The organism is Nonomuraea monospora, from assembly GCF_039531895.1.
In the GTDB taxonomy this organism is placed as follows: Bacteria; Actinomycetota; Actinomycetes; order Streptosporangiales; family Streptosporangiaceae; genus Nonomuraea; species Nonomuraea monospora.
In genome coordinates this window covers 1-20,983 of the sequence record NZ_BAAAQX010000018.1, presented here as the reverse complement: position 1 = coordinate 20,983, position 20,983 = coordinate 1, and the positions used below count along the sequence as shown (strand labels likewise).

17 protein-coding genes and 1 pseudogene are annotated in these 20,983 nt (G+C 72.8%); 9 read left to right on the top strand and 9 right to left on the bottom strand.

Annotation, left to right across the window (positions count from 1 at the left end):
• Together ABD331_RS30965 and ABD331_RS30960 are read right to left on the bottom strand one after the other, a co-directional pair.
• A partial coding sequence (locus ABD331_RS30965; RefSeq protein ID WP_344482192.1) for a sensor histidine kinase occupies positions 1-1,165 on the bottom strand: 1,165 nt, incomplete at its 3' end.
• A 113-nt stretch (positions 1,166-1,278) separates the two neighbouring features.
• Entirely contained in the window at positions 1,279-2,004 is a 726-nt protein-coding gene (locus ABD331_RS30960; RefSeq protein WP_344482189.1) for a response regulator transcription factor, read from the bottom strand.
• 96 nt (positions 2,005-2,100) lie between these two features.
• On the opposite strand from ABD331_RS30960, the gene ABD331_RS30955 reads away from it, so the two are divergent.
• Positions 2,101-2,874, top strand: a complete 774-nt coding sequence (locus tag ABD331_RS30955) for a phosphotransferase (RefSeq protein ID WP_344482186.1) — start codon at positions 2,101-2,103, stop codon at positions 2,872-2,874.
• On the opposite strand, the gene ABD331_RS30950 is transcribed toward ABD331_RS30955, so the two are convergent.
• The 3 genes from ABD331_RS30950 to ABD331_RS30940 are packed head-to-tail and all read right to left on the bottom strand — an operon-like array spanning position 2,852 to position 6,039.
• Positions 2,852-3,754 (bottom strand): carbohydrate ABC transporter permease, encoded by a 903-nt coding sequence (locus ABD331_RS30950; protein ID WP_344482183.1) that lies wholly within the window; start codon positions 3,752-3,754, stop codon positions 2,852-2,854. The genes ABD331_RS30955 and ABD331_RS30950 overlap by 23 nt on opposite strands.
• 3 nt (positions 3,755-3,757) lie before the next feature.
• Positions 3,758-4,672 (bottom strand): carbohydrate ABC transporter permease, encoded by a 915-nt coding sequence (locus tag ABD331_RS30945; RefSeq protein WP_344482180.1) that lies wholly within the window; start codon positions 4,670-4,672, stop codon positions 3,758-3,760.
• The gene (locus ABD331_RS30940) at positions 4,669-6,039 is read right to left on the bottom strand and encodes an extracellular solute-binding protein (protein WP_344482177.1); all 1,371 of its coding nucleotides are present in this window, start codon (positions 6,037-6,039) and stop codon (positions 4,669-4,671) included. The genes ABD331_RS30945 and ABD331_RS30940 overlap by 4 nt, the downstream gene beginning before the upstream one ends.
• Before the next feature lie 362 nt (positions 6,040-6,401).
• Between ABD331_RS30940 and ABD331_RS30935 the strand changes: the two genes are divergently transcribed.
• The 6 genes from ABD331_RS30935 to ABD331_RS30910 all read left to right on the top strand — a co-directional run bounded on the left by ABD331_RS30935 (position 6,402) and on the right by ABD331_RS30910 (position 15,158).
• A complete protein-coding gene (locus ABD331_RS30935; RefSeq protein WP_344482175.1) occupies positions 6,402-8,873 on the top strand; it encodes a glycoside hydrolase family 3 N-terminal domain-containing protein in 2,472 nt (823 codons plus the stop codon).
• Positions 8,857-9,879, top strand: coding sequence for a LacI family DNA-binding transcriptional regulator (locus tag ABD331_RS30930; RefSeq protein WP_344482171.1), 1,023 nt, complete (start codon positions 8,857-8,859; stop codon positions 9,877-9,879). Before ABD331_RS30935 ends, ABD331_RS30930 begins: the two co-directional genes overlap by 17 nt.
• A 56-nt stretch (positions 9,880-9,935) precedes the next feature.
• A complete protein-coding gene (locus tag ABD331_RS30925; protein ID WP_344482168.1) occupies positions 9,936-11,021 on the top strand; it encodes an FAD-dependent oxidoreductase in 1,086 nt (361 codons plus the stop codon).
• 161 nt (positions 11,022-11,182) lie between these two features.
• The gene (locus ABD331_RS30920) at positions 11,183-12,847 is read left to right on the top strand and encodes a serine/threonine-protein kinase (RefSeq protein WP_344482165.1); all 1,665 of its coding nucleotides are present in this window, start codon (positions 11,183-11,185) and stop codon (positions 12,845-12,847) included.
• A 91-nt stretch (positions 12,848-12,938) separates the two neighbouring features.
• Complete coding sequence (locus tag ABD331_RS30915) at positions 12,939-13,928, top strand: coiled-coil domain-containing protein (RefSeq protein WP_344482162.1); 990 nt, start codon at positions 12,939-12,941, stop codon at positions 13,926-13,928.
• A 114-nt stretch (positions 13,929-14,042) separates the two neighbouring features.
• A complete protein-coding gene (locus ABD331_RS30910; RefSeq protein ID WP_344482159.1) occupies positions 14,043-15,158 on the top strand; it encodes an iron-containing redox enzyme family protein in 1,116 nt (371 codons plus the stop codon).
• On the opposite strand, the gene ABD331_RS30905 is transcribed toward ABD331_RS30910, so the two are convergent.
• Positions 15,130-15,870: a class I SAM-dependent DNA methyltransferase gene (locus tag ABD331_RS30905; protein ID WP_344482156.1), complete on the bottom strand. Its 741-nt coding sequence runs from the start codon at positions 15,868-15,870 to the stop codon at positions 15,130-15,132. The genes ABD331_RS30910 and ABD331_RS30905 overlap by 29 nt on opposite strands.
• A 156-nt stretch (positions 15,871-16,026) precedes the next feature.
• On the opposite strand from ABD331_RS30905, the pseudogene ABD331_RS30900 reads away from it, so the two are divergent.
• Positions 16,027-16,137: pseudogene (locus ABD331_RS30900) on the top strand (hypothetical protein); the annotation flags it as partial.
• On the opposite strand, the gene ABD331_RS30895 reads toward ABD331_RS30900, so the two are convergent.
• The 3 genes from ABD331_RS30895 to ABD331_RS30885 all read right to left on the bottom strand — a co-directional run bounded on the left by ABD331_RS30895 (position 16,101) and on the right by ABD331_RS30885 (position 19,651).
• Positions 16,101-17,249, bottom strand: a complete 1,149-nt coding sequence (locus tag ABD331_RS30895) for a glycosyltransferase family 2 protein (protein ID WP_344482153.1) — start codon at positions 17,247-17,249, stop codon at positions 16,101-16,103. The pseudogene ABD331_RS30900 and the gene ABD331_RS30895 sit on opposite strands and share 37 nt — an antisense overlap.
• 45 nt (positions 17,250-17,294) lie before the next feature.
• Positions 17,295-18,785, bottom strand: coding sequence for a sugar ABC transporter ATP-binding protein (locus ABD331_RS30890; protein WP_344482150.1), 1,491 nt, complete (start codon positions 18,783-18,785; stop codon positions 17,295-17,297).
• Between the two features lie 65 nt (positions 18,786-18,850).
• A complete protein-coding gene (locus ABD331_RS30885; protein WP_344482147.1) occupies positions 18,851-19,651 on the bottom strand; it encodes a DeoR/GlpR family DNA-binding transcription regulator in 801 nt (266 codons plus the stop codon).
• 139 nt (positions 19,652-19,790) lie between these two features.
• Between ABD331_RS30885 and ABD331_RS30880 the strand changes: the two genes are divergently transcribed.
• Positions 19,791-20,960, top strand: a complete 1,170-nt coding sequence (locus ABD331_RS30880) for a ligand-binding sensor domain-containing protein (RefSeq protein WP_344482144.1) — start codon at positions 19,791-19,793, stop codon at positions 20,958-20,960.
• Positions 20,961-20,983 lie beyond the last annotated feature (23 nt).

Genomic DNA, 20,983 nt, shown 5'->3' with positions numbered 1-20,983 from the left:
CGGTCCCGCCCGCGCCGGTCCCGCCCGCGCCGGTCCCGTTCGCGTGGGTCACGACCACTCGGATCGCCGTCTCCGGAGGCGTGTGGGCGACGGCGTTGCCGACCAGGTTGGCGATCACCCGGTGCAGCCGGTGCTCGTCGCCGACCGCCCGCACCGCCCGTTCCCCCAGCACCAGCTCGATCGTCCGCCCCGGATCGCGGGCCCGCGCCCCGTGCACCACGTCGCCCGCCAGGACGTGCAGGTCCACCTCCGTCAGGTCCAGCGCCCGCTCCTGGTCCATCCTGGCGAGCAGCAGCAGATCCTCCACCAGCACGCCCATCCGCTCCGCCTCGCCCTCGATCCGGCTGAGGATCCGCGCCACCGCCGGGTCGGGCTCGCTGCGCCCGTGCCGGTACAGCTCCGCGAACCCCCGGATGGACGTCAGCGGCGTGCGCAGTTCGTGCGAGGCGTCCGCGAGGAAGCGGCGCAGCCGCCGTTCGGAGCGTTCGCGCTGGCGCAGGGCCTCGCTGAGGCGGCCGAGCATGACGTTCAGCGCGCTGCCGAGCCGGCCCGTCTCGGTGCGCGGGTCGCTGTCGGACACCCGCCGGTCCAGCTCGCCCGCCGCGATGGCGGTGGCCGTGCGTTCCATCCTGGTCAGCGGGCGCAGGCCGAGCCGCACCACCACGAGCGCCACCGCGCCCAGCAGGGCCAGCACCAGCACGCCCGCCGCCGCCTCGATGAGCAGGAGTTGCCGTACGGTGCTGCGGTTCGACTCCAGGGAGATCGACACCGCGGCCCGGTCGCCGTCCGGGAGGGGGACGACGATGGTGCGCCACTCGGCGGCGCCCGCGCGGTCCGGGACGGTGAAGGGGGCGCGGGACGGGTGTGAGATCGCGCTCGCGGGGACGGCGGGGCCGCTGCCCGTGTCGGGGAGGCGGCGGACGACGGTGCCCGACGGGTCGTAGATGGCCAGGTGGAACTGAGTGGGGAGTTCGACGTCGTCGCGGCGCGGGCGTACGGGGGCGCCTGGGGGTGGGCCCTTGCGGAAGTTGGTGGCGAAGTCGGTGAGCTGGGTGTCCACGCGGGACAGCAGGGAGCGGTCGAGCAGGAGCACCCCGGCGGCGGCGAACACGGCCAGGGCCGCCGCCGACAGGCCGAGCAGCGCCGCGAGCAGCCGATGCCGCAACGGCCAGGCCCGCCCCGCCCGCCCTATCCGCCAGGCGCTCCGAGCCCGCCCCGCCTGCCTCGCGTGGTCCGGAGGTCGCGGGCGCGACGGCTCGTCCCGAGACAGAGGCGGGGTCATCGGCGCCGGTCCAGGAGGCTCTGGTCGCGCAGCGAGTAGCCCACGCCCCGCAACGTGTGAATGAGCGGCGGCCCCGCCACATCGATCTTCCGCCGCAGATAACTGATGTAGGACTCCACGATCCGGCTGTCCGCCCCGAACCCCGAGCTCCACACCCGATCCAGGATCTGCGACTTGCTCACGACCCGCTCCGCGTTGATCATCAAATACCGCAGCAGCCCGAACTCGGTGGGCGACAGATGGATCCGCCGCCCGCCCCGCCGCACCACGTGCGTCTCCTCGTCCAGTTCGAGATCGGCGTACCGCAGCAGCCCGTCGTCGCGCGCCTCCTCCCGCCCCGCCCCCGTCCGGCGGAGGATGGCGCGGATGCGCAGCACCACCTCCTCCAGGCTGAACGGCTTGGTGACGTAGTCGTCGCCGCCGGCGGAGAGCCCGGCGATCCGGTCGGCGACGGTGTCGCGGGCGGTGAGGAAGAGCACCGGCGGGCCGCCGCCGTCCGGCCGCAGCCGCTGGGCGACGGCGAAGCCGTCGAGGTCGGGCAGCATCACGTCCAGCAGGATGATGTCGGGCCGTTCCCGTCCGACGGACTCCAGCGCCTGCGTGCCGGAGGCGGCGGTGCGCACCTGGAACCCGTTCAGCTCCAGGGCGTCGAGCAGCAGCTCGCGGATGTTGGGCTCGTCGTCGACCACGAGCACCACCGGCGGTTTCCGCGCTGAGTCCATGCCGCCTGTTCTACCCGGTCCACCTGGGAATCCGGTGAAAAATGGGGCGCGGAAGCTGAAGAGCGCATGGCACACTGACGCGGTCAAGGAGGTGCGGTGCCGGAGGAAGAGGTGCTGACGGGCGGCGGCGTGAACCACGTGGTGCGGGCGGGCGACACCGTGCGCAGGCCGTCGGGCCCCTGGACCCCGTCCGTGCACGCGCTGCTGCGGCACCTGGCCGCCCGCGGTTTCACGGGCGCGCCGCGGAGCCACGGGACCGACGAGCAGGGCCGGGAGGTGCTCGACTTCGTGCCGGGCCGCACCGCCGACTACCCGCTGCCCGGCTGGGTGCGCACCGACGAGGTGCTGGCGGGGGTGGCGCGCCTGCTGCGCGGCTACCACGACGCGACGGCGGGCGTCCCGCGCGAGGGCGTCTGGTACTTCCCGCCGGTCGAGCCGGCCGAGGTGATCTGTCACGGGGACGTGGCGCCGTACAACTGCGTGTTCGGGGACGACGGCGAGCCGGTCGCGTTCATCGACTTCGACACGGCGCATCCGGGGCCGCGCGTGTGGGACGCGGCGTACGCGGCCTACCGTTTCGTGCCGTTGCACCATCCGGGCGACGGCGACGGGATCCCGGTGGCGGAGCAGGCGCGGCGGCTGCGGCTGTTCGCCGACGCGTACGGGCTGGGCGAGGACGACCGGCAGGCGCTGGTGGAGACGGCGATCAGGCGGCTGGAGCACCTGGTCGCCTTCATGCGGGAGCGCGCCGCCGCGGGTGACGCGGCCTTCGCCGGCCACGTCGCCCGCGGGGACGACCGCTTCTACGAGCGCAACATCGAGCACCTACGCACGTACGAGAGCGCTCTCATTTGCCGAAGCCCACAGTGAGGCCGCTGAGGAGCTGGCGGCGGCCCACCACGTACAGGAAGAGGATGGGCAGGGTGGTCAGCACGACCGAGGCCAGCACCGCCGGCACGTTGATGCTGTACTGGCCCTGGAACGACCACAGCGCCAGCGGCAGCGTGCGCTTGTCCGGGCTCTGCGTGAGGATCAGCGGCAGCAGGAACCCGTTCCAGATCTGCAGCGCGTTGTAGATCGTCACGGTCACCACGGCCGGGCGGGTCAGCGGGAAGGCCAGCCGCCAGAGCATGCCGCCCTCGGTCGCGCCGTCGATCCGCATCGAGTCGAACAGCTCCTTCGGCACGTCCCTGATGAAGTTGGACAGGACCAGCACCGACAGGGGGATGTGGAAGGCGATCGACGGCAGGATCAGCGCCATCAGCGAGTCGTACAGGCCGAGCTGGATGATGATCAGGTAGATCGGGATGATCGTGGCCTGCAGCGGGATGGCCAGGCCCATCAGGAACAGCGAGTTCGTCCAGCGCAGCAGCCTGCTGCGGCCGCCGCGCACGATCGCGTACGCCGCCATGAAGCTGACCAGCACGGCCGGCACGACGGCGCCGACCGTCACGATGACGCTGTTGATGAAGTACTGCACGAAGTCCGACTCGATGACCAGCCGGTAGTTCGCCAGGGTCGGCTCGGCGGGCGGCGCGAACGGGTTCTCCTGGTAGTACCTGGACTGCGACTTGAAGCTCGTGATGACGATCCAGTAGATCGGCACGAACACGATCGCCAGCCACAGGATGCTGGTCAGGCCGGCCAGCCAGTTGGGCCGCTCCTTGCTGCGGGTGACCTTGCGGCGGTGACCCGAGCCGGCCTCTTTGGCGGCGGCGCGCTGGGGAGCCCTGGTGGGGACGGTCGTCATGCGTCAGACCCCTTCGAGCTGACTGTGGCTGGAGTCGCGTCCGCCGAGCCGGCGCAGCAGCAGCGACAGGGCGAGTCCGACGAGGACGAGGATGACCGCGATCACGCTGGCGGGGCCCATCAGGTTGGCCTGGAAACCGCGCTTGTACATGTCGAGCGCGAGCACCCGGGTGGCGTCGCCCGGACCGCCCGCGGTCAGCACGAAGATCAGGTCGAAGAGCGTCAGCGAGCCGACCACCATCAGCGTCGAGGACGTGATGACCGTGTACTTGAGCTGCGGCAGCGTGATGCTGAAGAACCGTCGTACGCGGCCCGCGCCGTCCAGCTCCGCGGCCTCGAACATCGAGCGCGGGATCTGCCGGATGCCGCCCTGGTAGATCAGCGCGTGGAACGGGATGTACTGCCAGGACACCACGAAGATCACCACGCCGAAGGCGAGCAACGGCTCACCCAGCCAGTCCTGGATGAGGATGTCGATCCCGAGGCCCGCGCCGAGCCCGAAGTTCGGGTCGAGCAGCGCCTTGTACGTGATCGCCAGCGCCGCGGAGCTGAGCAGCAGCGGGATGAAGAACACGACCGACAGGACCGCCCGGTACCGCTGGTGCCCGGCCAGGAACGCGCCCATCAGGATGCTCGCCGGCGTCTGCACCGCCCACGACACGGCCATGAGCAGGAACGTGATCCAGAGCGCGTGCGGCAGCCCGGGGTCGCTCAGGATCGCGCCCCAGTTGCCGAACCCGGCGATGCCGATCTGGCCGAGCCCGTCCCACTGCGCGAAGCTCAGCGCGAGCACCCCGATCAGCGGGATCACCGCGAACCCGATGAACAGCGCCAGCGCGGGGACGGTCATCCACCCGAGTGAGCCGCCGCGACGGCCCGCCGGTGCTCCGGCGGGCCTGGCGGTCGTGACCGCGCTCACTTGCCGATGACCGCGTTCATGTTCGTGGCGAACTGCTGCGGCGAGATCGACAGCTGGAACAGCTTGGAGATGTTGTCCAGCAGCACCTCGGCGGCCGTCGGGCTGAGCGCCTGGTCCCACGACTGGGCGAAGGTCTTGGCGTTGACCGCGATGTTGTAGACGAAGGTCAGGAAGTCCTTGTCCTTGGAGGCGGCGAACTGCGCGTCCGCGCCCTTGATGATCGGGACGGCGCCGGTCTCCACCCACTCCTTGACCGCGGTGTCGTCGATGAGTGCGCCGGAGAAGAACTTCTTGGCGATCTCCTTCTGCTCGGGCGTGGCCTTGGAGGAGATCGACAGGTACTGGCCGGGGTTGCCGACGGTGTTGCCGGGGTCGCCCTTGCCGCCGTCGATCGGCGGGAAGTTCATGTAGCCGAGGTTGCCGCCGGAGACGAAGTCGCCGCCGTCGGTGGACATGCTGCCGTACGTCCAGCCGCCGTGCAGCATCATCGCGGCCTTGCCCGTGTACAGCAGCGCCTGGTCGGCGTTGGAGTCGGCGGTGATCGAGGAGAAGCCCTTGACGAACCCGTCCGCCTTGACCAGCTTCTGCACCTCGCCCAGGGCCTGGATCGCGAGCGGGTTGCTCCAGGCGTCCTTCTCGCCGTCGAACACGGCCTGGAACACCTCGGGGCCGCCCAGGCGGTCGAAGAGGAACTCCAGCCACATCATGTTCGTCCAGCGCGACTGGCCGCCGAGGGAGAACGGCGCGATGCCCTTGGCGTTGAACTTGGGCACCAGGTCCATGATGTCGCCCCACGTCTGGGGCGGCTGGGCGCCGATCTTCTCGAACGAGCGCTTGTCGTAGTACAGGACGATGGGCTGCAGCGTCTCGCACGGCATCGCGTAGATCTTGCCGTCGATGGTGGCCGCGCCGAAGGCCGACGGGAACAGCTTGTCCTTCACGGCCGCGTTCTGGTCGAACCACGACGTCAGGTCCTCGACCTGGCCCGCCTGCACGTAGCTGCGCAGCGTGCCGCCGCCCCAGCCCCAGATCAGGGTCGGCGCCTGGCCGGCGCCGATGGCCGTCTTGATCTTCGTCTTGAACGCGTCGTTCTGGAACGTCGTGCCCTCGATCTTGCCGTTCGGGTTGGCCTGGTTGTGCCGCTCCATGGTCCTGGTGCGCACGCCCTCCTGGGGCTGCGTCGACAGGTACCAGTACGTGGCACTGCTGCCGCCGCCACCACCGCTGGCGGTCGCGTTCCCGGTGCCGCCCCCGGCGCCGGTCTGGGTGGGTCCTGTGCCGCCGCAGGCGGCGAGTGCTGCTCCTAGGGGGACGCCCATGGAGACGAGGCTGAGGAAGTTGCGCCGAGAGGTTGTCCTGGACTCCACGCTGATCTCCGTACTTGTACGCCGCGGGCTGGGGATCGCGGCTCGTTGATCACTGGATGCGATGGCCGGCGGTCGTGGATCGGCGTCGTCCCGACGCCACTTTCCACTCCTCCTAAAGTCAGCTCATCGAAACATTTTCGACATGACCGCGGGGTTCGCCAATCTAGATTTCGGCAATAAACGTGTCAAGACCTTGTCGATCAGGAAACCCCTGGATTTCCTGGAGCTCACGTGTAAGGTAACTTCCGCCTACCCTCACCTGGTCCGTGCAGGGGTGGAGGGTTTCGCGCGGGGCCGCCCACCGGTGTCGAAACATTTCGAAAACTTACGGCAGTACCGCACCTCTTTAAGGAGCGCAGTAGATGACGGCTCTTGATCGGACCCCGACGGCGGAGCGGGCGGTCCGCCCGTGGCAGGACCCGGCGCTCGCCGTGACCGACCGAGTCGAAGCCATCCTTGCGGAGATGACGCTGGAGGAGAAGGTCGGGCAGCTCGGCAGCCGGTGGTTCGGCAACGACATGAGCCCGGCCACCGGCGACGGCCCGGAGCCGGAGCCCGGCGCCGAGTCGCTGAACGTGGCGCCCATGCAGGACGTGTTCGCCGCCTCCGGCACCGTCCCGCTGGACGAGGCCGTCCGCCACGGGCTCGGCCACCTCACCCGCGTGCACGGCAGCGCCCCCGTCACCCCCGCAGAGGGCGCGGCCGAGGTCGTCCGCCTGCAGCGCGCCGTCGTCGCGGCGTCCAGGCTCGGCATCCCCGCGATCGTGCACGAGGAGTGCCTGACCGGCTTCACCGCGTACGGCGCCACCGTCTACCCGGCGGCCATCGCCTGGGCGGCCACGTTCGACCCCGAGCTGGTCGAGCGGATGGCCGCCGCGATCGGCCGCGACATGCGGGCCGTGGGCGTGCACCAGGGGCTGTCCCCGGTGCTCGACGTGGTGCGCGACTACCGGTGGGGGCGGGTCGAGGAGACCATGGGCGAGGACCCGTACGTCGTCGCCACCCTCGGCGCCGCCTACGTGCGCGGGCTGGAGAGCGCCGGGATCATCGCCACCCTCAAGCACTTCGCCGGCTACTCCGCCTCGCGTGCCGCCCGCAACCACGGGCCCGTGCCGATGGGGCGGCGCGAGCTGACGGACATGATCCTGCCGTCCTTCGAGACCGCCATCGCGCTCGGCGGGGCCCGGTCCGTCATGAACTCCTACTCCGACGTGGACGGCGTGCCCGCGGGGGCCGACCCGTGGCTGCTGACCGAGGTGCTGCGCGAGCAGTGGGGCTTCACCGGGACCGTCGTCTCCGACTACTGGGCCGTCCCGTTCCTGGCCACCATGCACCTGGTCGCCGCCGATCCGGAGGAGGCCGGCGTGCTGGCGCTCGGCGCCGGGATCGACGTCGAGCTGCCCGACACGCTCGGCTTCGGGCAGCACCTGGCCGGGCGGGTGCGGCGCGGGGAGCTCTCCGAGGCGGTCGTGGATCGGGCGGTGCGGCGGCTGCTCACGCAGAAGGTGGAGCTCGGGCTGCTCGACCCCGATTGGACGCCTGAGGGGTCGGTCGCCGGTGCCGGGTCCGTGGACCTCGACTCGCCCGCCAACCGGGACCTGGCCAGGGAGCTGGCCGAACGGTCGATCGTGCTGCTGGAGGCCGGGAACGTGCTGCCGCTGGGCGGCTGGGCGGCCCCGGGCGACGCCGACGCGGGCGCGGGCGCGAGCGCCGGGGAGCAGCGGGTGGTGGCGCTGGTGGGGCCCGCCGCGCACGACGCCCGCACGTTCATGGGCTGCTACGCCTTCCCCAACCACGTCCTGCCCCGCCACCCCGGCCTCGGCCTGGGCGTCGAGGCGCCGACCGTGCTCGACGCGCTCACCGCCGAACTCCCCGGCACCGACATCCGCTACGCCAAGGGCTGCGACGTGCGCGGCGAGGACCGCTCAGGCTTCGCCGACGCGATCGCCGCCGCCCGCGACGCCGACGTGTGCGTGGCCGTGGTCGGCGACCTGGCGGGCCTGTTCGGCCAGGGCACGTCGGGCGAGGGCTGCGACGCCGACGACCTGCGGCTGCCCGGCGTCCAGGCCGACCTGCTCGCCGAGCTGGCCGCCACCGGCACGCCGCTGGTCGTGGTCGTCGTCTCCGGCCGCCCGTACGCGCTGGGTGAGGTGCACGCGTACGCCGCCGCGCTCGTCCAGGCGTTCATGCCCGGCGAGGAGGGCGGCGCGGCCATCGCCGGCGTGCTGTCCGGCCGCATCCAGCCCGTGGGGCGGCTGCCCGTGCAGATCCCGCGCGGCCCCGGCGGCCAGCCAGGCACCTACCTGCAACCGCCGCTCGGCACCGACAGCCACGGCATCAGCAACCTCGACCCGACGCCGCTGTACCCCTTCGGCCACGGCGCCTCGTACACCACGTTCGAGGTCACGGACCTGCGCCTGAGCCACGACGAGGTGTCCACCGACGGCGAGTTCGCCGCGACGGTCACCGTCCGCAACACCGGCGGCCGTGCCGGGGAGGAGGTCGTCCAGCTCTACCTGCACGACGTGCTCGCCCAGGTGACCAGGCCCGTGCGGCAGCTCACCGGCTACGCGCGGGTGCGGCTGGAGCCGGGGGAGAGCGCCGACGTGCGCTTCCACGTGCACGCCGACCGCACCGCCTTCACCGGACGCGACCTGCGCCGCGTCGTCGAGCCGGGCGAGATCGAGGTCTTCGCCGGCACGTCGGCGGCGGAGCTGCCGTGCCGCGGCGTCGTACGATTGACCGGCCCGTCCAGGCACGTCGGCCACGACCGGCGGCTCGTCACCCCCGTCGAGGTGCGGGGGCGAGGGGGTGCGGATGCCGTCCAATCCTAGACGCGCCACGCTCGCCACGGTCGCGGCCTCGGCCGGGGTGTCCGTCGCGACCGTCTCCAAGGTGCTCAACGGCCGCAGCGACGTCTCGCCCGCCACCCGCTCCCTCGTGCAGTCGCTGCTCCAGCAGCACGACTACGTCGCCCCGTCTCCGCGCCGCGAACCGCCCGGCCTCGCCACGGTCGAGCTGCAGTTCGACGCCGACCTCAACGCGTACTCCACCGAGATCATCCAGGGCGCGGTGGCCGCAGGGGCGGAGGCCGGCATCGGGATCGTCGTCAGCCTCAGGAGCGGCACCGCCCGCACCACCGCCTGGGCCCGCCAGCTCGTCGCCGCCGGCCGGCGGGCGCTGATCGCCGTCACCGGCGAGCTCACCTCGGGGCAGCCCGCCGCGCTGGCCAGGGCGCGGCTGCCGCTCGTCCTCATCGACCCGCTCAACCTGCCCCGCACCCGCGTCACCAGCATCGGCTCCACCAACTTCGCCGGCGGCCTGGCCGCCACCCACCACCTGCTCTCGCTCGGGCACCGCCGCATCGCCTACATCGGCGGGCCCGCCACCGCGGCCTGCAACCAGGCGCGGCTGCACGGCTACCGGGCGGCCATGGAGGCGGAGGGGGCGCCGGTGCTGCCCGGCTTCGTGCGCTCTGGGCACTTCCGCTACCACGACGGGATGGCCAGCGGCTCGGCGGTGCTCGACCTGCCGCACGCCCCGACGGCCATCTTCGCCGGGTGCGACGAGGTGGCCGTGGGGGTGATGGAGGCGGCGCGGGCGCGCGGCCTGCGGATCCCCGAGGACCTGAGCATCGTCGGGTTCGACGACACGCAGATCGCGCAGCTCACCTCGCCGCCGCTGACGACCATCCGGCAGCCGCTGCGGGAGATGGGCGGGGTGGCGCTGCGCACGGCGTTGCGGCTGGCGGCGGGGGAGCGGGTGGACTCCCATCACGTGGAGCTGGCCACGGAGCTGGTGGTGCGCGGCTCGACCGCCCCGGTCCCGCGCCGCGCCTGAGCAGCCGGACGCGGTCCGCGGGAAGAGGCGGCGGCCGGAAACGGTTGCAGCCTGGCGTGGAGCGGAGCGAGGTCGTGGTCATCGGGGCCGGGCAGGCGGGCCTGTCGAGCGCCTACCACCTGCGCAGGCTGGGCATCGAGCCCGTCGTGCTGGACGCCGCCCGGGGTGCGGGCGGCGCCTGGCGGCACCGCTCGCCCACGCTCACCATGGAGAAGGTCCACGGCGTGTTCGACCTGCCCGGCATGACCCGGCAGGACGCGGACGGCGGGCGGCCCGCCGCCGAGGTGGTGCCCGCGTACTACGCCGCCTACGAGAGCGGGACCGGCCTGAACGTGGTCCGGCCCGTGCGGGTCACGGCCGTCAGGGACGGCGCGGACGGCCGGCTGGTGGTCGGGACGGACGCGGGGGAGTGGGCCGCCAGGGCGGTGGTCAACGCCACCGGCACCTGGACGCGGCCGTACTGGCCGTACTATCCGGGCGCCGCGAGCTTCGCGGGACGGCAACTGCACTACGCCGGGTACCGGGGGCCGGAGGAGTTCGCGGGGCGCCGGGTGGTCGTGGTGGGCGGCGGGGCCTCGGCGATGCACGTGCTGTCCGAGCTGGCCGGCGTGGCCGCCGCGACCGCCTGGGTCACCCGCAGGCCGCCCGTCTTCAGGGACGACGACTTCGACCTGGACGCCAGGCGGGAGGCCGTGGCCCAGGTGGACTCGCGCGTCCGCGCGGGCCTGCCGCCGCAGAGCGTCGTCAGCGTCACCGGCCTCACCTACAGCGCGGTCGTGCGCGAGGCGATGGCCAGGGGCGCGCTCAACCGGTTGCCGATGTTCGACCGGATCGTGCCGGACGGGGTGCTGTGGGACGACCGGGACGCGGGTGACGGACTGCCGCGGGACGGCGGCACCTGGCTGCGTGCCGACACCATCGTCTGGGCCACCGGCTTCCGCGCGGCCCTCGACCACCTCGCGCCGCTGCGCCTGCGCGAGCCGGGAGGCGGCATCCGCGTGGACGGCACCCAGGTCGTCAGGGAGCCGAGGCTCCAGCTCGTCGGCTACGGCCCCACCGCGAGCACGATCGGCGCCAACCGCGCCGGACGCACGGCCGCCCGCAACGTCCGCGCCCTGCTGTCGCACCCCGTCGCGGCTTGACGGAGAACGGGAGATTTCCGAACGCCGCAAACCTACTATGGGAAGTAGTAAAAATACCGTTTGCAGCATGACTCCGGTTACTCCCGCGAAGCTACTCGACACGTGCGGTAACCCCGGGATAGCGTCCTGACATAGGGATCTTTATCCGGTCAGGAGGCCCGATGATGGTGGTTCCCGGTTACAGGGAGATCCGGGAACTCGGCCACGGCGGGACCGGCCGGGTGATGCTCGCCGTGCGCGAGTCCGACGGCCTGGCCGTCGCGATCAAGCACCTGTCCGACCCGTTACGCGAGGACACCGCCTTCATCTCCAGGTTCCGCTCCGAGGCCCTGGTCATCCGCGAGATCGACAGCCCGCACACCGCCCGCGTGCTCGACTACGTGGAGTCCGGCGACGACGCCGCCATCGTCATGGAGCTGGTCGAGGGCGTCACACTGCGGCGGCTGCTGGAGCACGAGGGCGCGACCGGCGGTGAGGCGGCGCTCGCGGTGCTGAAGGGCGCGCTGCTCGGCCTGGCCGAGGCGCACCGGCACGGCGTCGTGCACCGCGACTTCAAGCCCGAGAACGTCCTGATCACCCAGGACGGCGACAGCAAGCTCGTCGACTTCGGCGTCGCCGCGCACGTCGGCGAGACGGCCGAGCTGTCGGGCACCCCCTCCTACATGGCGCCCGAGCAGTGGGACGACGCCCCGGCCGGGCCGCAGACCGACGTGTACGCCGCCGCCCTGGTCTTCTACGAGTGCCTGACCGGCCACCGCGCCTTCCACGCCGAGAACGTCGCCGCCCTGGCCTACCAGCACCAGCACGTCCCGCCCGAGCTGGAGGACGTCGAGGAGCCGCTGCGCCCGCTGGTCGGGCACGGCCTGGCCAAGGACCCCGCGGAGCGGCCCGAGTCGGCGGAGGCGTTCCTGGAGGAGCTGGAGCGGGCCGCGCGCGCCGCGTACGGGGAGGACTGGGAGCTGCAGGGACGCGCCGGCCTCGGCATCCTGACGCTGCCGCTGGCCGCGCTGCTGCCCAGACCGCAGGCCGTCACCGACGGGGGCGCCGGCACGAACCTGTTCCACAGCACGCTCTCGCCCGTGGGCAAGCTGGCGGTGACCGGCGGGCTGGTGATGGCGACCGCGGCGGCGGTGGTGTCGGCGTTCGTGATCCTGGGCGGCGGGCCCGAGCCGGAGAGCGGGACGGCGCTGCCGCCCGCCAGGTCCGCCCAGCCCACCGCGGGGCCGACCAGCTTACCTACGGCGCCTGCCACGCCCGTTTCGCCGACTCCGGCGGAGCCCGTCCCGTCGTCGGGCGGGCCGATCGTGGTGACGCCGCCGATCACGTACGGGGTGCCGCCGAGCGCCTCCTACCCCGGAGGAGCGCCCTCACAGGGCACCCAGCGGCCCACCGGCGGCCCCGCCACGCGCGAACCCACCCGCGACCCGACGAGCCGGCCGACGCGGACCGGCGCGCCAGCGCCCAGCACCCGCCCGCCCGCCACCTCCCGCCCGGACGACCCGCCGGACGACGACCCTCCGGGCAAGGGCGAGGACCCGCCCGCCACCACCCAGGCCCCGCCGACCCGCGCCCCCGACCCACCCGCCGCCACCAAGGGCAACGACCCGCTCATCTCGATCTCGGTCAGCGTGTCGGTCGGCCTGCCGGTGCTCGGCGGCGACGGCGACGGGCTGGTGGACGCCGACGTCGGCGTGGGCCTCGGCTCCAGCCTGCTGGGCCTGCTCGTGGTGCCGGGGTCGGTGCTGCTCGGCAGGCAGCTCGTGGTCCGCCGGGTACGCAGGAGCCGCGAGTCGGAAATGCCGGAAGTTGCGCACAAGGACGGTTGATCCTCTACTATCGTGCGTCGAATAGAGGGCGTCCCCTGGCCTGATTAGCTCATGGCCGGAACCTGCCCTGCGGCTCGGGTTAAGGAGAATCGTGGCGGCTGCGTCCTCCGCCGGACGGTTGTACCCTGCCCGGGCGTCCGCCCTGGTGTGCGCCGCGACCCTGCTGCTCGGCGCCGCCCCGGCGCACGCCGAGCCCAAGCCGAGCGTCAAACAGCTCAAGAAGGAGCTGACCACGCTGCAGAAGGACTCGGACCAGCTCATCACCGAGTACTACAACAGCCGCATCGCCCACCAGAAGGCCGAGAAGGCGGAGAAGACGGCCAAGGAGAAACTGGCCGCCGCCCAGGAGGTCTACGACCACCACTCCACCCAGCTCCGCGCCATGGCCGTCGCCCGCTACATCGGCGGCGACCCCGGCGCCATGGAACTGCTCGCCGGCGACCAGGACCCCTCCACCGTGCTCAGCCGGATGGCGCTCACCCAGCACCTCATCGACCAGCAGGAGGCCATGCTCCGCGGCTACGCCGAGGTCAGGGACGCCCGCGGCCGGGCCGAGGACGAGGCCGCCGCCCGTACCGAGGAGCTGGAGGAGACGCTCGGCGACCTGGAATCGCGCAAGAAGAAGGCCGAGAAGCAGATCGAGAAGATCAAGGACAGGATCGACCTGCTCTACACGGCGCCAGGGAGCCGGCCCGACGGCACCTTCGTCCCGCAGCTCCCCCAGGGGGCCGACAACATCACGCCCCGGATGGCGCTGGTCAAGAAGCTCATCGCGGAGCGGTTCGACGTGCCGTACGGGATCGGCTGCTACCGCGCGATCCAGGACGGCGGGGAGCACCCGCTCGGGCGGGCCTGCGACTTCATGCTGAGCCGGGGCGGCGCGTTCCCGTCGGCGGACGAGCAGCGGCGCGGCGACCAGATCGCCGCCTGGGCGATCAAGAACGCCAAGCGGCTGGGCATCATGTACGTGATCTACCGGCAGCGCATCTGGCACGTCAGGACGGGAGCCTGGCGCACCATGACCGACCGGGGCGGCACCACGGCCAACCACTACGACCACCCGCACATCTCCGTCTACTGACCTGCGCGTTTGCGCCGCCCGGCCTCGGGCACTCGCAGGGGACGGGGAAGGGGGCCAGGTGAGGACGGCTGCTGCCGGAGACTGTGACGTTCGCGCGGTGGGTGGGAGGCCTCGGTGAGGCTTCCCGCGGCGCGCGGGCCGATCACCGCGACACTCTTCGACCGCCTGACCCGCCCGCCGGACGGCGGCCTCCTCAAGGACGGCCTCCTCAAGGACAGCCTGCCTGGGGACAGCCTGCCTGGGGACAGCCTGCCCGGGGACGGCCTGCTCGCGGACGGCCTGCCCGGGGATGGCTCGCGGGGCGGCCGGGCCTGTGACGCGCCGGTGCTGGCGGACTGTGACTTCCAGCTCGCATTGTTCGCCTGCTACGAGCTGCACTACCAGGGCTTCGACGACGTGGACGACGGCTGGGAGTGGCAACCGTCCCTGCTCGCCACCCGAGCGCTCCTGGAACGCCACTTCGAGCAGGCGCTCGCCCGCGCCGTCCCCCGCCCGCTCCTCGACGGCCCGCTGGGGGTGCGGCGCGCGCTCAACGAGCTGGTGGCGGCGGACGACGGCCCGTCGTTGTCCAGGTTCCTGGCCCGCCGCGCCGACCGCGCCCAGTTCCGCGAGTTCGTCGTCCACCGCTCGATCTACCACCTGAAGGAGGCCGACCCGCACACGTGGGCGATCCCCCGGCTGGCGGGCGGCCCGAAGGCGGCGCTGGTGGAGATCCAGGCCGACGAGTACGGCGGCGGCCGTCGCGAGCGCATGCACTCCGAGCTGTTCCGCGCCACCATGCGCGGCCTCGGCCTGGACGACTCCTACGGCGCCTACCTGGAGCGGGTGCCGGGCGTCACGCTCGCCGTCTCCAACGCGATGTCACTGTTCGGCCTGCACCGGCGGCTGCGCGGCGCCCTGGTCGGGCACCTGGCCGCGCTGGAGATGACCTCCTCGCTGCCGAACCGCCGCTACGGTGACGCGCTGCGCAGACTCGGCGGCGACGACGAGGCCGCGCGGTTCTACGACGAGCACGTACAGGCGGACGCCGTGCACGAGCAGGTCGCCGCGCACGACCTGTGCGGCGGCTTCGCCAGGGCCCACCCGTCCCTCGCGGGGGACGTCCTGTACGGGGCGGCGTGCGCGCTGGAGCTGGAGCGGCGGTGGGCGGAGCACGTGCTGGCCCACTGGGAACGCGGCACCACCTCACTGACCCCTGCGGTCAGTCCGGTGGCAGGCGGTACACGGTGACGTGGGCGCGGCTGTCGTCACCGAACGGCGCCCGGTGCCAGTCGGCCCACCGGTGCTCGCGCTCCATCCCCGCCAGCCGCGCCATCAGATCCAGCTCGGCGGGCCAGGCATAACGGTGGTTGGCGGGCAGCAGCCGCACCCCCTGCGCGGTGAGCCGCACCTTGGTGGTCGTCATGTGCTGCTCGGCGGGCGAGATCCGGGCCGCCTCCGCGACCACCACGTCCTCGCCGAGGGCGAGCAGCCGCAGCGCGGAGCCACGGTAGAAGGCGGCAGGGTCGGGCACCCACGCCTCCACCACGAACCGCCCCCCGGGCCGCAAGTGGGCGGCGGCGTTGCGGAAGCACCGCACCTGGGCGTCCTGCGACGGCAGCGCGAAGATCGTGTTCGTGGTGAGCGCCACCAGGCTGAACTCCCCGTCCACCCTGGTGGTGGCGAAGTCGCCGACGACCACCTGAAGCCGCTCACCGCCCGGTTTGGACCGCAGCACCTTCACCATGTCGGGGGAGCCGTCGACGCCCGCCACCGTCACCCCGCGCGCGGCCAGCGGCAGTGCGAGCCGTCCCGTGCCGATGCCGAACTCCAGCACGGGCCCGTCGCCCGCCAGCAGGTGGAGCTGCTCGACGGTCGCCTCAGTGGGCAGGTCGTCCACCGTCCCGTCGTAGATGTCGGCGATGCTGCGCCCGTAGGCCGACGGGTCGAACGGGAAGGCCATCACGTTCCCCGGCCGTGGCGGCGGGGCGGGGCGGGTGATCGGCGCACGGCGGCTCCTCGCGTTGGCGGGCGGGGGGCACGGATCTTCTGTCTACCCGGCCGGTCCGCGGGCCAACCGCGCAGGTGAAGGGCCGTTTCCACGGGGAAGGGGAGAGGCATGGACGACAGGGTGACGGTGACGCCGTGCGAGGACGGGCCGCTGCTGGTGCGGGGGCCGTTCGAGCTGGTGACTCAGGACGGCGTGCCGATCCCCGCCGGACGGGCCACCGTGGCGCTGTGCCGCTGCGGGCTCTCGGCCGCGAAGCCGTTCTGCGACGGCTCGCACAAGGCCGCCGGCTTCCGCGCACCCAGCGAGCCCGACCGCCGCACGAAGCGGGACGACCACCGCGTGAAGCGGGACGACCGGCGCGTGGAGTGAGCTGACCGCCGCGCCGAGTGAGCCGACCGGCGCAGCCACCGTACGGAGTGGGCGGCGCGGCGGAGCCGGCGCCCGGCGTACGGGACGCCCCCGCAGGCCGCCGCCCCCACGGCCAGCCAGCCGCAGACGGCCCGTTCCAGCACCCAGACGGGCGCGAACAGCGACGCCGTACGCGGGAAGACCCGCCCGCCACCGGCCCTGCGCCGCCCCAGCTCGGCCAGCGCCACGGCCGCGCACGCGCCGGCGGCGACGGGGCCGTACCGGCGGCGCAGCACGCACCAGGCCAGGCCGGGCAGCACGGACAGGAACAGCGCCAGCCGCGCGGGCTGCGCCAGGTCGTCGTAGGCCTGGCGGACGCGCTGGCTCCAGAAGCGCGCGGCCTCGGGCGGCAGGCGCGGCACGTACAGGTCGAGGGGCCGCAGCTCCGTGCCGCCGTGCGCGCGGACGGTGCGGATGAGCTCCAGGTTCTCGAACAGCACGTCACCGTCGTAGCCGCCCATGCGCAGGAAGAACGAGCGGCGCACGCCGAGCGTGCCGGGGTAGTCGGCGCCGAGGCCGCGGTTGAGCAGCGTCCTGGCGGTGTCCCAGCGCGCGTGCCAGGGGAGGCGGGCGAAGTGGTTCTGCGGGCGGACCAGGTCGGCGCGGGCGAGCAGCGCCGCCATCCTGGCCAGGGCGGGCTCGTCGTAGCGGACGTCGTCGTCGGCGATGACCACGTGCTCGGCCGTGGCCAGCCGCATGCCGGTGATCACCCCGTTCACCTTGCCGTTGGCGAAGCGCAGGTCGGGGGCGGGCCGGACGTGCGCGGCGAGGCCGTGCCAGGCGGCGGCGTGCCGTTCGAACAGCTCCGGGGGTGAGCCGTCCACGACGATGATCCGTACGTGACGGCCGAGCGCGCGCAGGTAGGCGGTCAGCTCGCCGAGACCGCGGTCGTCCGCCCACCGCAGCGGCAGCACGTAGTCCATCCCCCGTCCCATAGCGGCGGCCTGCCCGGGGACGACCTGCGCAAACTAGTCCTTGGCCAGGGCCGCGAGCAGGCGGTCCTCGGTGACCTCCGGGCCGGTGAGCTGCTCGGTGATCGAGCCGTCCCGCAGCACCACCACGCTGTCGCAGTTCTCGACCAGCTCGGCCACGTCCGACGAGATGAGCAGGATGGCCAGGCCGTCCACGGCCAGCTCGTCGAGCAGCGCCTGCATCTCCAGCTTGGTGGCCACGTCCACGCCCCTGGTGGGCTCGTCCAGCAGCAGCACCTTGGGGTGCATGGCCAGCCAGCGGGCCAGCAGCACCTTCTGCTGGTTGCCGCCCGACAGCTCCCCGGCCGGCTGGCGGGGCGAGACGGCCTTGATGCCCAGCCGCCGCATGAACGTCGCGACGATGCTGTCGACCTGCGTGTCGGACACGATGCCCGCCCGTGACAGGCGGGGCAGCGCGGCCAGGGCGATGTTGTCGCGGACCGACAGGGTCGGCACGATGCCCTCGGTCTTCCTGTTCTCCGGCACCAGGCCGACCCCGGCGCGCACGGCGCTCCTGATCGACCACTTGCGCGCCGCCTCCCCGGCCACCGTGACCTGCCCTGCGTCCACCGGCAGCGCGCCCGCGATGGCGCGCGCGGTCTCGCTGCGGCCCGCGCCGAGCAGGCCGCCCAGGCCGACGACCTCACCGGCCCGCATCTCCAGCGACACGCCGTCGAGCATGTGGTGGCGGGTCAGGCCCTTGGCCTCCAGGACGGGCGCGTCGGCGGGCACGTCCGGCTCGCCGGCCTGCGGCGCCGGCGCGGCGGGGTGGAACGGGCGGCCGAGCATGAGCGAGACCAGCCGCAGCCGGTCGAGCCCGGCCATCGGGCCCGTGTGCACGACGCGGCCCTCGCGCAGCACCGTGACGCGGTCGCAGATCCCGTACAGTTCCTCCAGGCGGTGCGTGACGTAGACGACCGAGCGGCCCTGCTCGCGCAGCCGGGTGACGGCGGCGAACAGGGTCTCCAGCTCGGCGTGGTCCAGCGCCGTGGTGGGCTCGTCCATGATGACCAGGCGGGCGTCCGCCGAGGCGGCCCGCGCCAGCGCGACGATCTGGCAGGCGCCCTCGCCCAGCGACCCGAGCGGGCGGCGCACGTCCACCTCCAGCCCGTACGCGGCCAGCACCTCCTCGGCGCGGGCGTGCACGGCCGCCGAGTCGATCAGCCCGAGGCGGCCTCTGGGCTCCCTGCCGAGCAGCAGGTTGCGGGCCACGCTCATGGTCGGGACGAGGTTCGTCTCCTGGTGGATGGTGGCGATCCCGGCCCGCCTGGCGTCGGCCGGGCCGGCGAATTTGACCGGCTCGCCGAGCAGGCGCAGCTCGCCCGCGTCGGGCTGGTGGACGCCCGACAGCACCTTCACGAGGGTGGACTTGCCCGCGCCGTTCCCGCCGACCAGGGCGTGCACCTCGCCGGCGCGGACGGACACGGTGACGTGGTCGAGGGCGGTGACACCCTGGAACGTCTTGAGAACGCCAGCGACCTGCAGCACGGTTGCCTCCGCCTCGATCGTGATCGAGAAAGGAAACATTCCAGTAACGGACTTGTCACATTCGATCAGAACTGGGCGATGTGCAGGCGGACGCCCCGGGCGCTCAGGTCGTCGAGCACCTCGCGGGGCGCGGCGTCGTCGGTGACCAGGTGGTCGATGCGGTCGGGCGGCACGGTCTGCACCATCGTGTCGACGCCGACCTTGGTGTGGTCGGCCAGCACCACGACCTCCTCTGCCGCCGCCGCGAGCGCCCGGTCGACGCCCGCCACCTGCATGTTCGGCGTGGACAGGCCGCGCTCGGCGCTCAGCCCGTTGCCGGAGATGAACGCCCTGCGCACCCGCAGCCCGGCCAGCGACTGCTCGGCCGCGCTGCCTACCAGCGCCAGGATCGGGCCGCGCAGTGTGCCGCCGGTCAGCATCACCTCGATGCGCGGCGAGCCCGCCAGCACCTGGGCGACCAGCAGCGAGTTGGTGACCACGGCCAGCTCGGCGTGCCTGGTCAGGCGGCGGGCGAACTCCTGCGTGGTGGTGCCGGGGCCGATGACGATCGCGTCGCCGTCCTCGACGAGGGCGCCCGCCAGGTCGGCGATGGCGGCCTTCTCCGCCGACTCCAGCGAGACCTTGTGCGCGTAACCGGCCTCGCGCGACAGCTCGCCGGGCAGGGTGGCGCCGCCGTGATGGCGGTTGAGCAGGCCCTCCGACTCCAGCGCCCGCAGGTCGCGGCGGACGGTGACCTCGGAGGAGTGCACCGCCTGGGCCAGCTCGCGCAGCGACACGGCGCCGTTGGCACGCACCAGCTCCAGGATGCGCTGCCGGCGCTCGGCGGCGAACACGGGCCTGCGTCCGTCACTCTGCGTGTCGCTCACGACCCGATCATAGTCGATCGGGCCACCGGCAGTTCACGTGTGATCGATCGAGAACGAAGCCGATCGACGCCCGGATCTCTGGACACAGTGCTCTCGGCAAATTACGGTCAAGGCCGTTATGTCGATCCGGAGGTCGTTCATGCGCGTCATCCTCACCCTGCTCCTCGTCCTCTTATCCCTCACGGCTCCAGCCCGGGCCGAACCCCCCACGGGCTGCGGCTTCCAGAACCTCGGCACGCTCCCGCTCACGGGCATCACCACGGCGGGCACCGCCCTGGACGCCGGGCACCCGCAGGGCCCGCGGATCTACTCCGTCACCTCCGCCGCCTCCCGCGAGGCGCTGCTCGGCATCAGGGACGCCCGCACCGGCGGCCTGATCGCCGAACGGCCGCTGCCGCTCGCCCTCGGCTCCTGGGCCGTCACCGTGTCACCCGACCACTCGGTGTACGTGGGCAGTTACAACGGCACCGCAGGGGCGATGGGCCGCCTGTTCCGCTACGACCCGTTCACCGACCAGGTGAGCGAGCTGGGCATGGCCGTCCCCGGCGAGTCCTTCGTCTGGTCGGTGGCCACCTCGCCCGACGGCTCGGCCGTGTACGGCGGCACCTCGCCCACGGGCAGGCTCTTCCGCTACGACGTCGCCGCCGGCACGTTCACCGACCTCGGCACCCCGGTGCCGGGCGACCAGCTCGTCAGGGACCTGGCCGTGGGCGCGGACGGCACCCTGTACGCCGGCGTCGGCGCCGTCAGCATGAAGGTCGCCGTGCTCGCCCCTGGCGGCGGCACGGTGCAACGGGTCATCGACCCGCCCATCGAGGGCGGCGGCTACGCCTACGACGTGCACGTGTCCGGCCGCTACCTGCTGGTCCGCTACTCCACCTCCACGGGCACGAACCCCATGGGCGTGTACGACCTGCGCGCCCGCGAGTGGAAGGACGTCGTCCCGGACGTCGACAACCTCACCGTCGGCGGCGGCCGGCACGGCCACGACCTCTACCTGTTCCAGAACGACGAGCTCGTCAAGTACGACCTCCGCACGGAGAAGATCACCCGGCTGGGCTTCACCGGCCACGGCGGGGGCGCCGCCCGCCCGCTCGGCTGGCTGGGCCCCGTGCTCGTCGGCACCAGCTCCACCGGCCACATCTGGCACTACGACCGCAGGACAGGGCGGGGCAAGCTGCTCAAGAGCACGCTGACCCCGCTGCACGTCAGCGTCCGCGCCATGGGGGGGGGCCCCCGCGCGGCGGGGCGCTTCTTGGTTAGCGCAGCACGCCATTCATTTTCGGCGTCAGCGCGCCGTAATCATTAATCGTGCGATAGGTGATGGTGTTC

Bases quoted from the DNA above. Each gene is read 5' to 3' on its own strand.
- ABD331_RS30905 (WP_344482156.1), bottom strand. From the start codon at position 15,870: ATGGCCTTCCCGTTCGACCCGTCGGCCTACGGGCGCAGCATCGCCGAC.
- ABD331_RS30895 (WP_344482153.1), bottom strand. From the start codon at position 17,249: ATGGACTACGTGCTGCCGCTGCGGTGGGCGGACGACCGCGGTCTCGGC.
- ABD331_RS30950 (WP_344482183.1), bottom strand. From the start codon at position 3,754: ATGACGACCGTCCCCACCAGGGCTCCCCAGCGCGCCGCCGCCAAAGAG.
- ABD331_RS30880 (WP_344482144.1), top strand. From the start codon at position 19,791: ATGCGCGTCATCCTCACCCTGCTCCTCGTCCTCTTATCCCTCACGGCT.
- ABD331_RS30960 (WP_344482189.1), bottom strand. From the start codon at position 2,004: ATGGACTCAGCGCGGAAACCGCCGGTGGTGCTCGTGGTCGACGACGAG.
- ABD331_RS30930 (WP_344482171.1), top strand. From the start codon at position 8,857: ATGCCGTCCAATCCTAGACGCGCCACGCTCGCCACGGTCGCGGCCTCG.
- ABD331_RS30935 (WP_344482175.1), top strand. From the start codon at position 6,402: ATGACGGCTCTTGATCGGACCCCGACGGCGGAGCGGGCGGTCCGCCCG.
- ABD331_RS30920 (WP_344482165.1), top strand. From the start codon at position 11,183: ATGATGGTGGTTCCCGGTTACAGGGAGATCCGGGAACTCGGCCACGGC.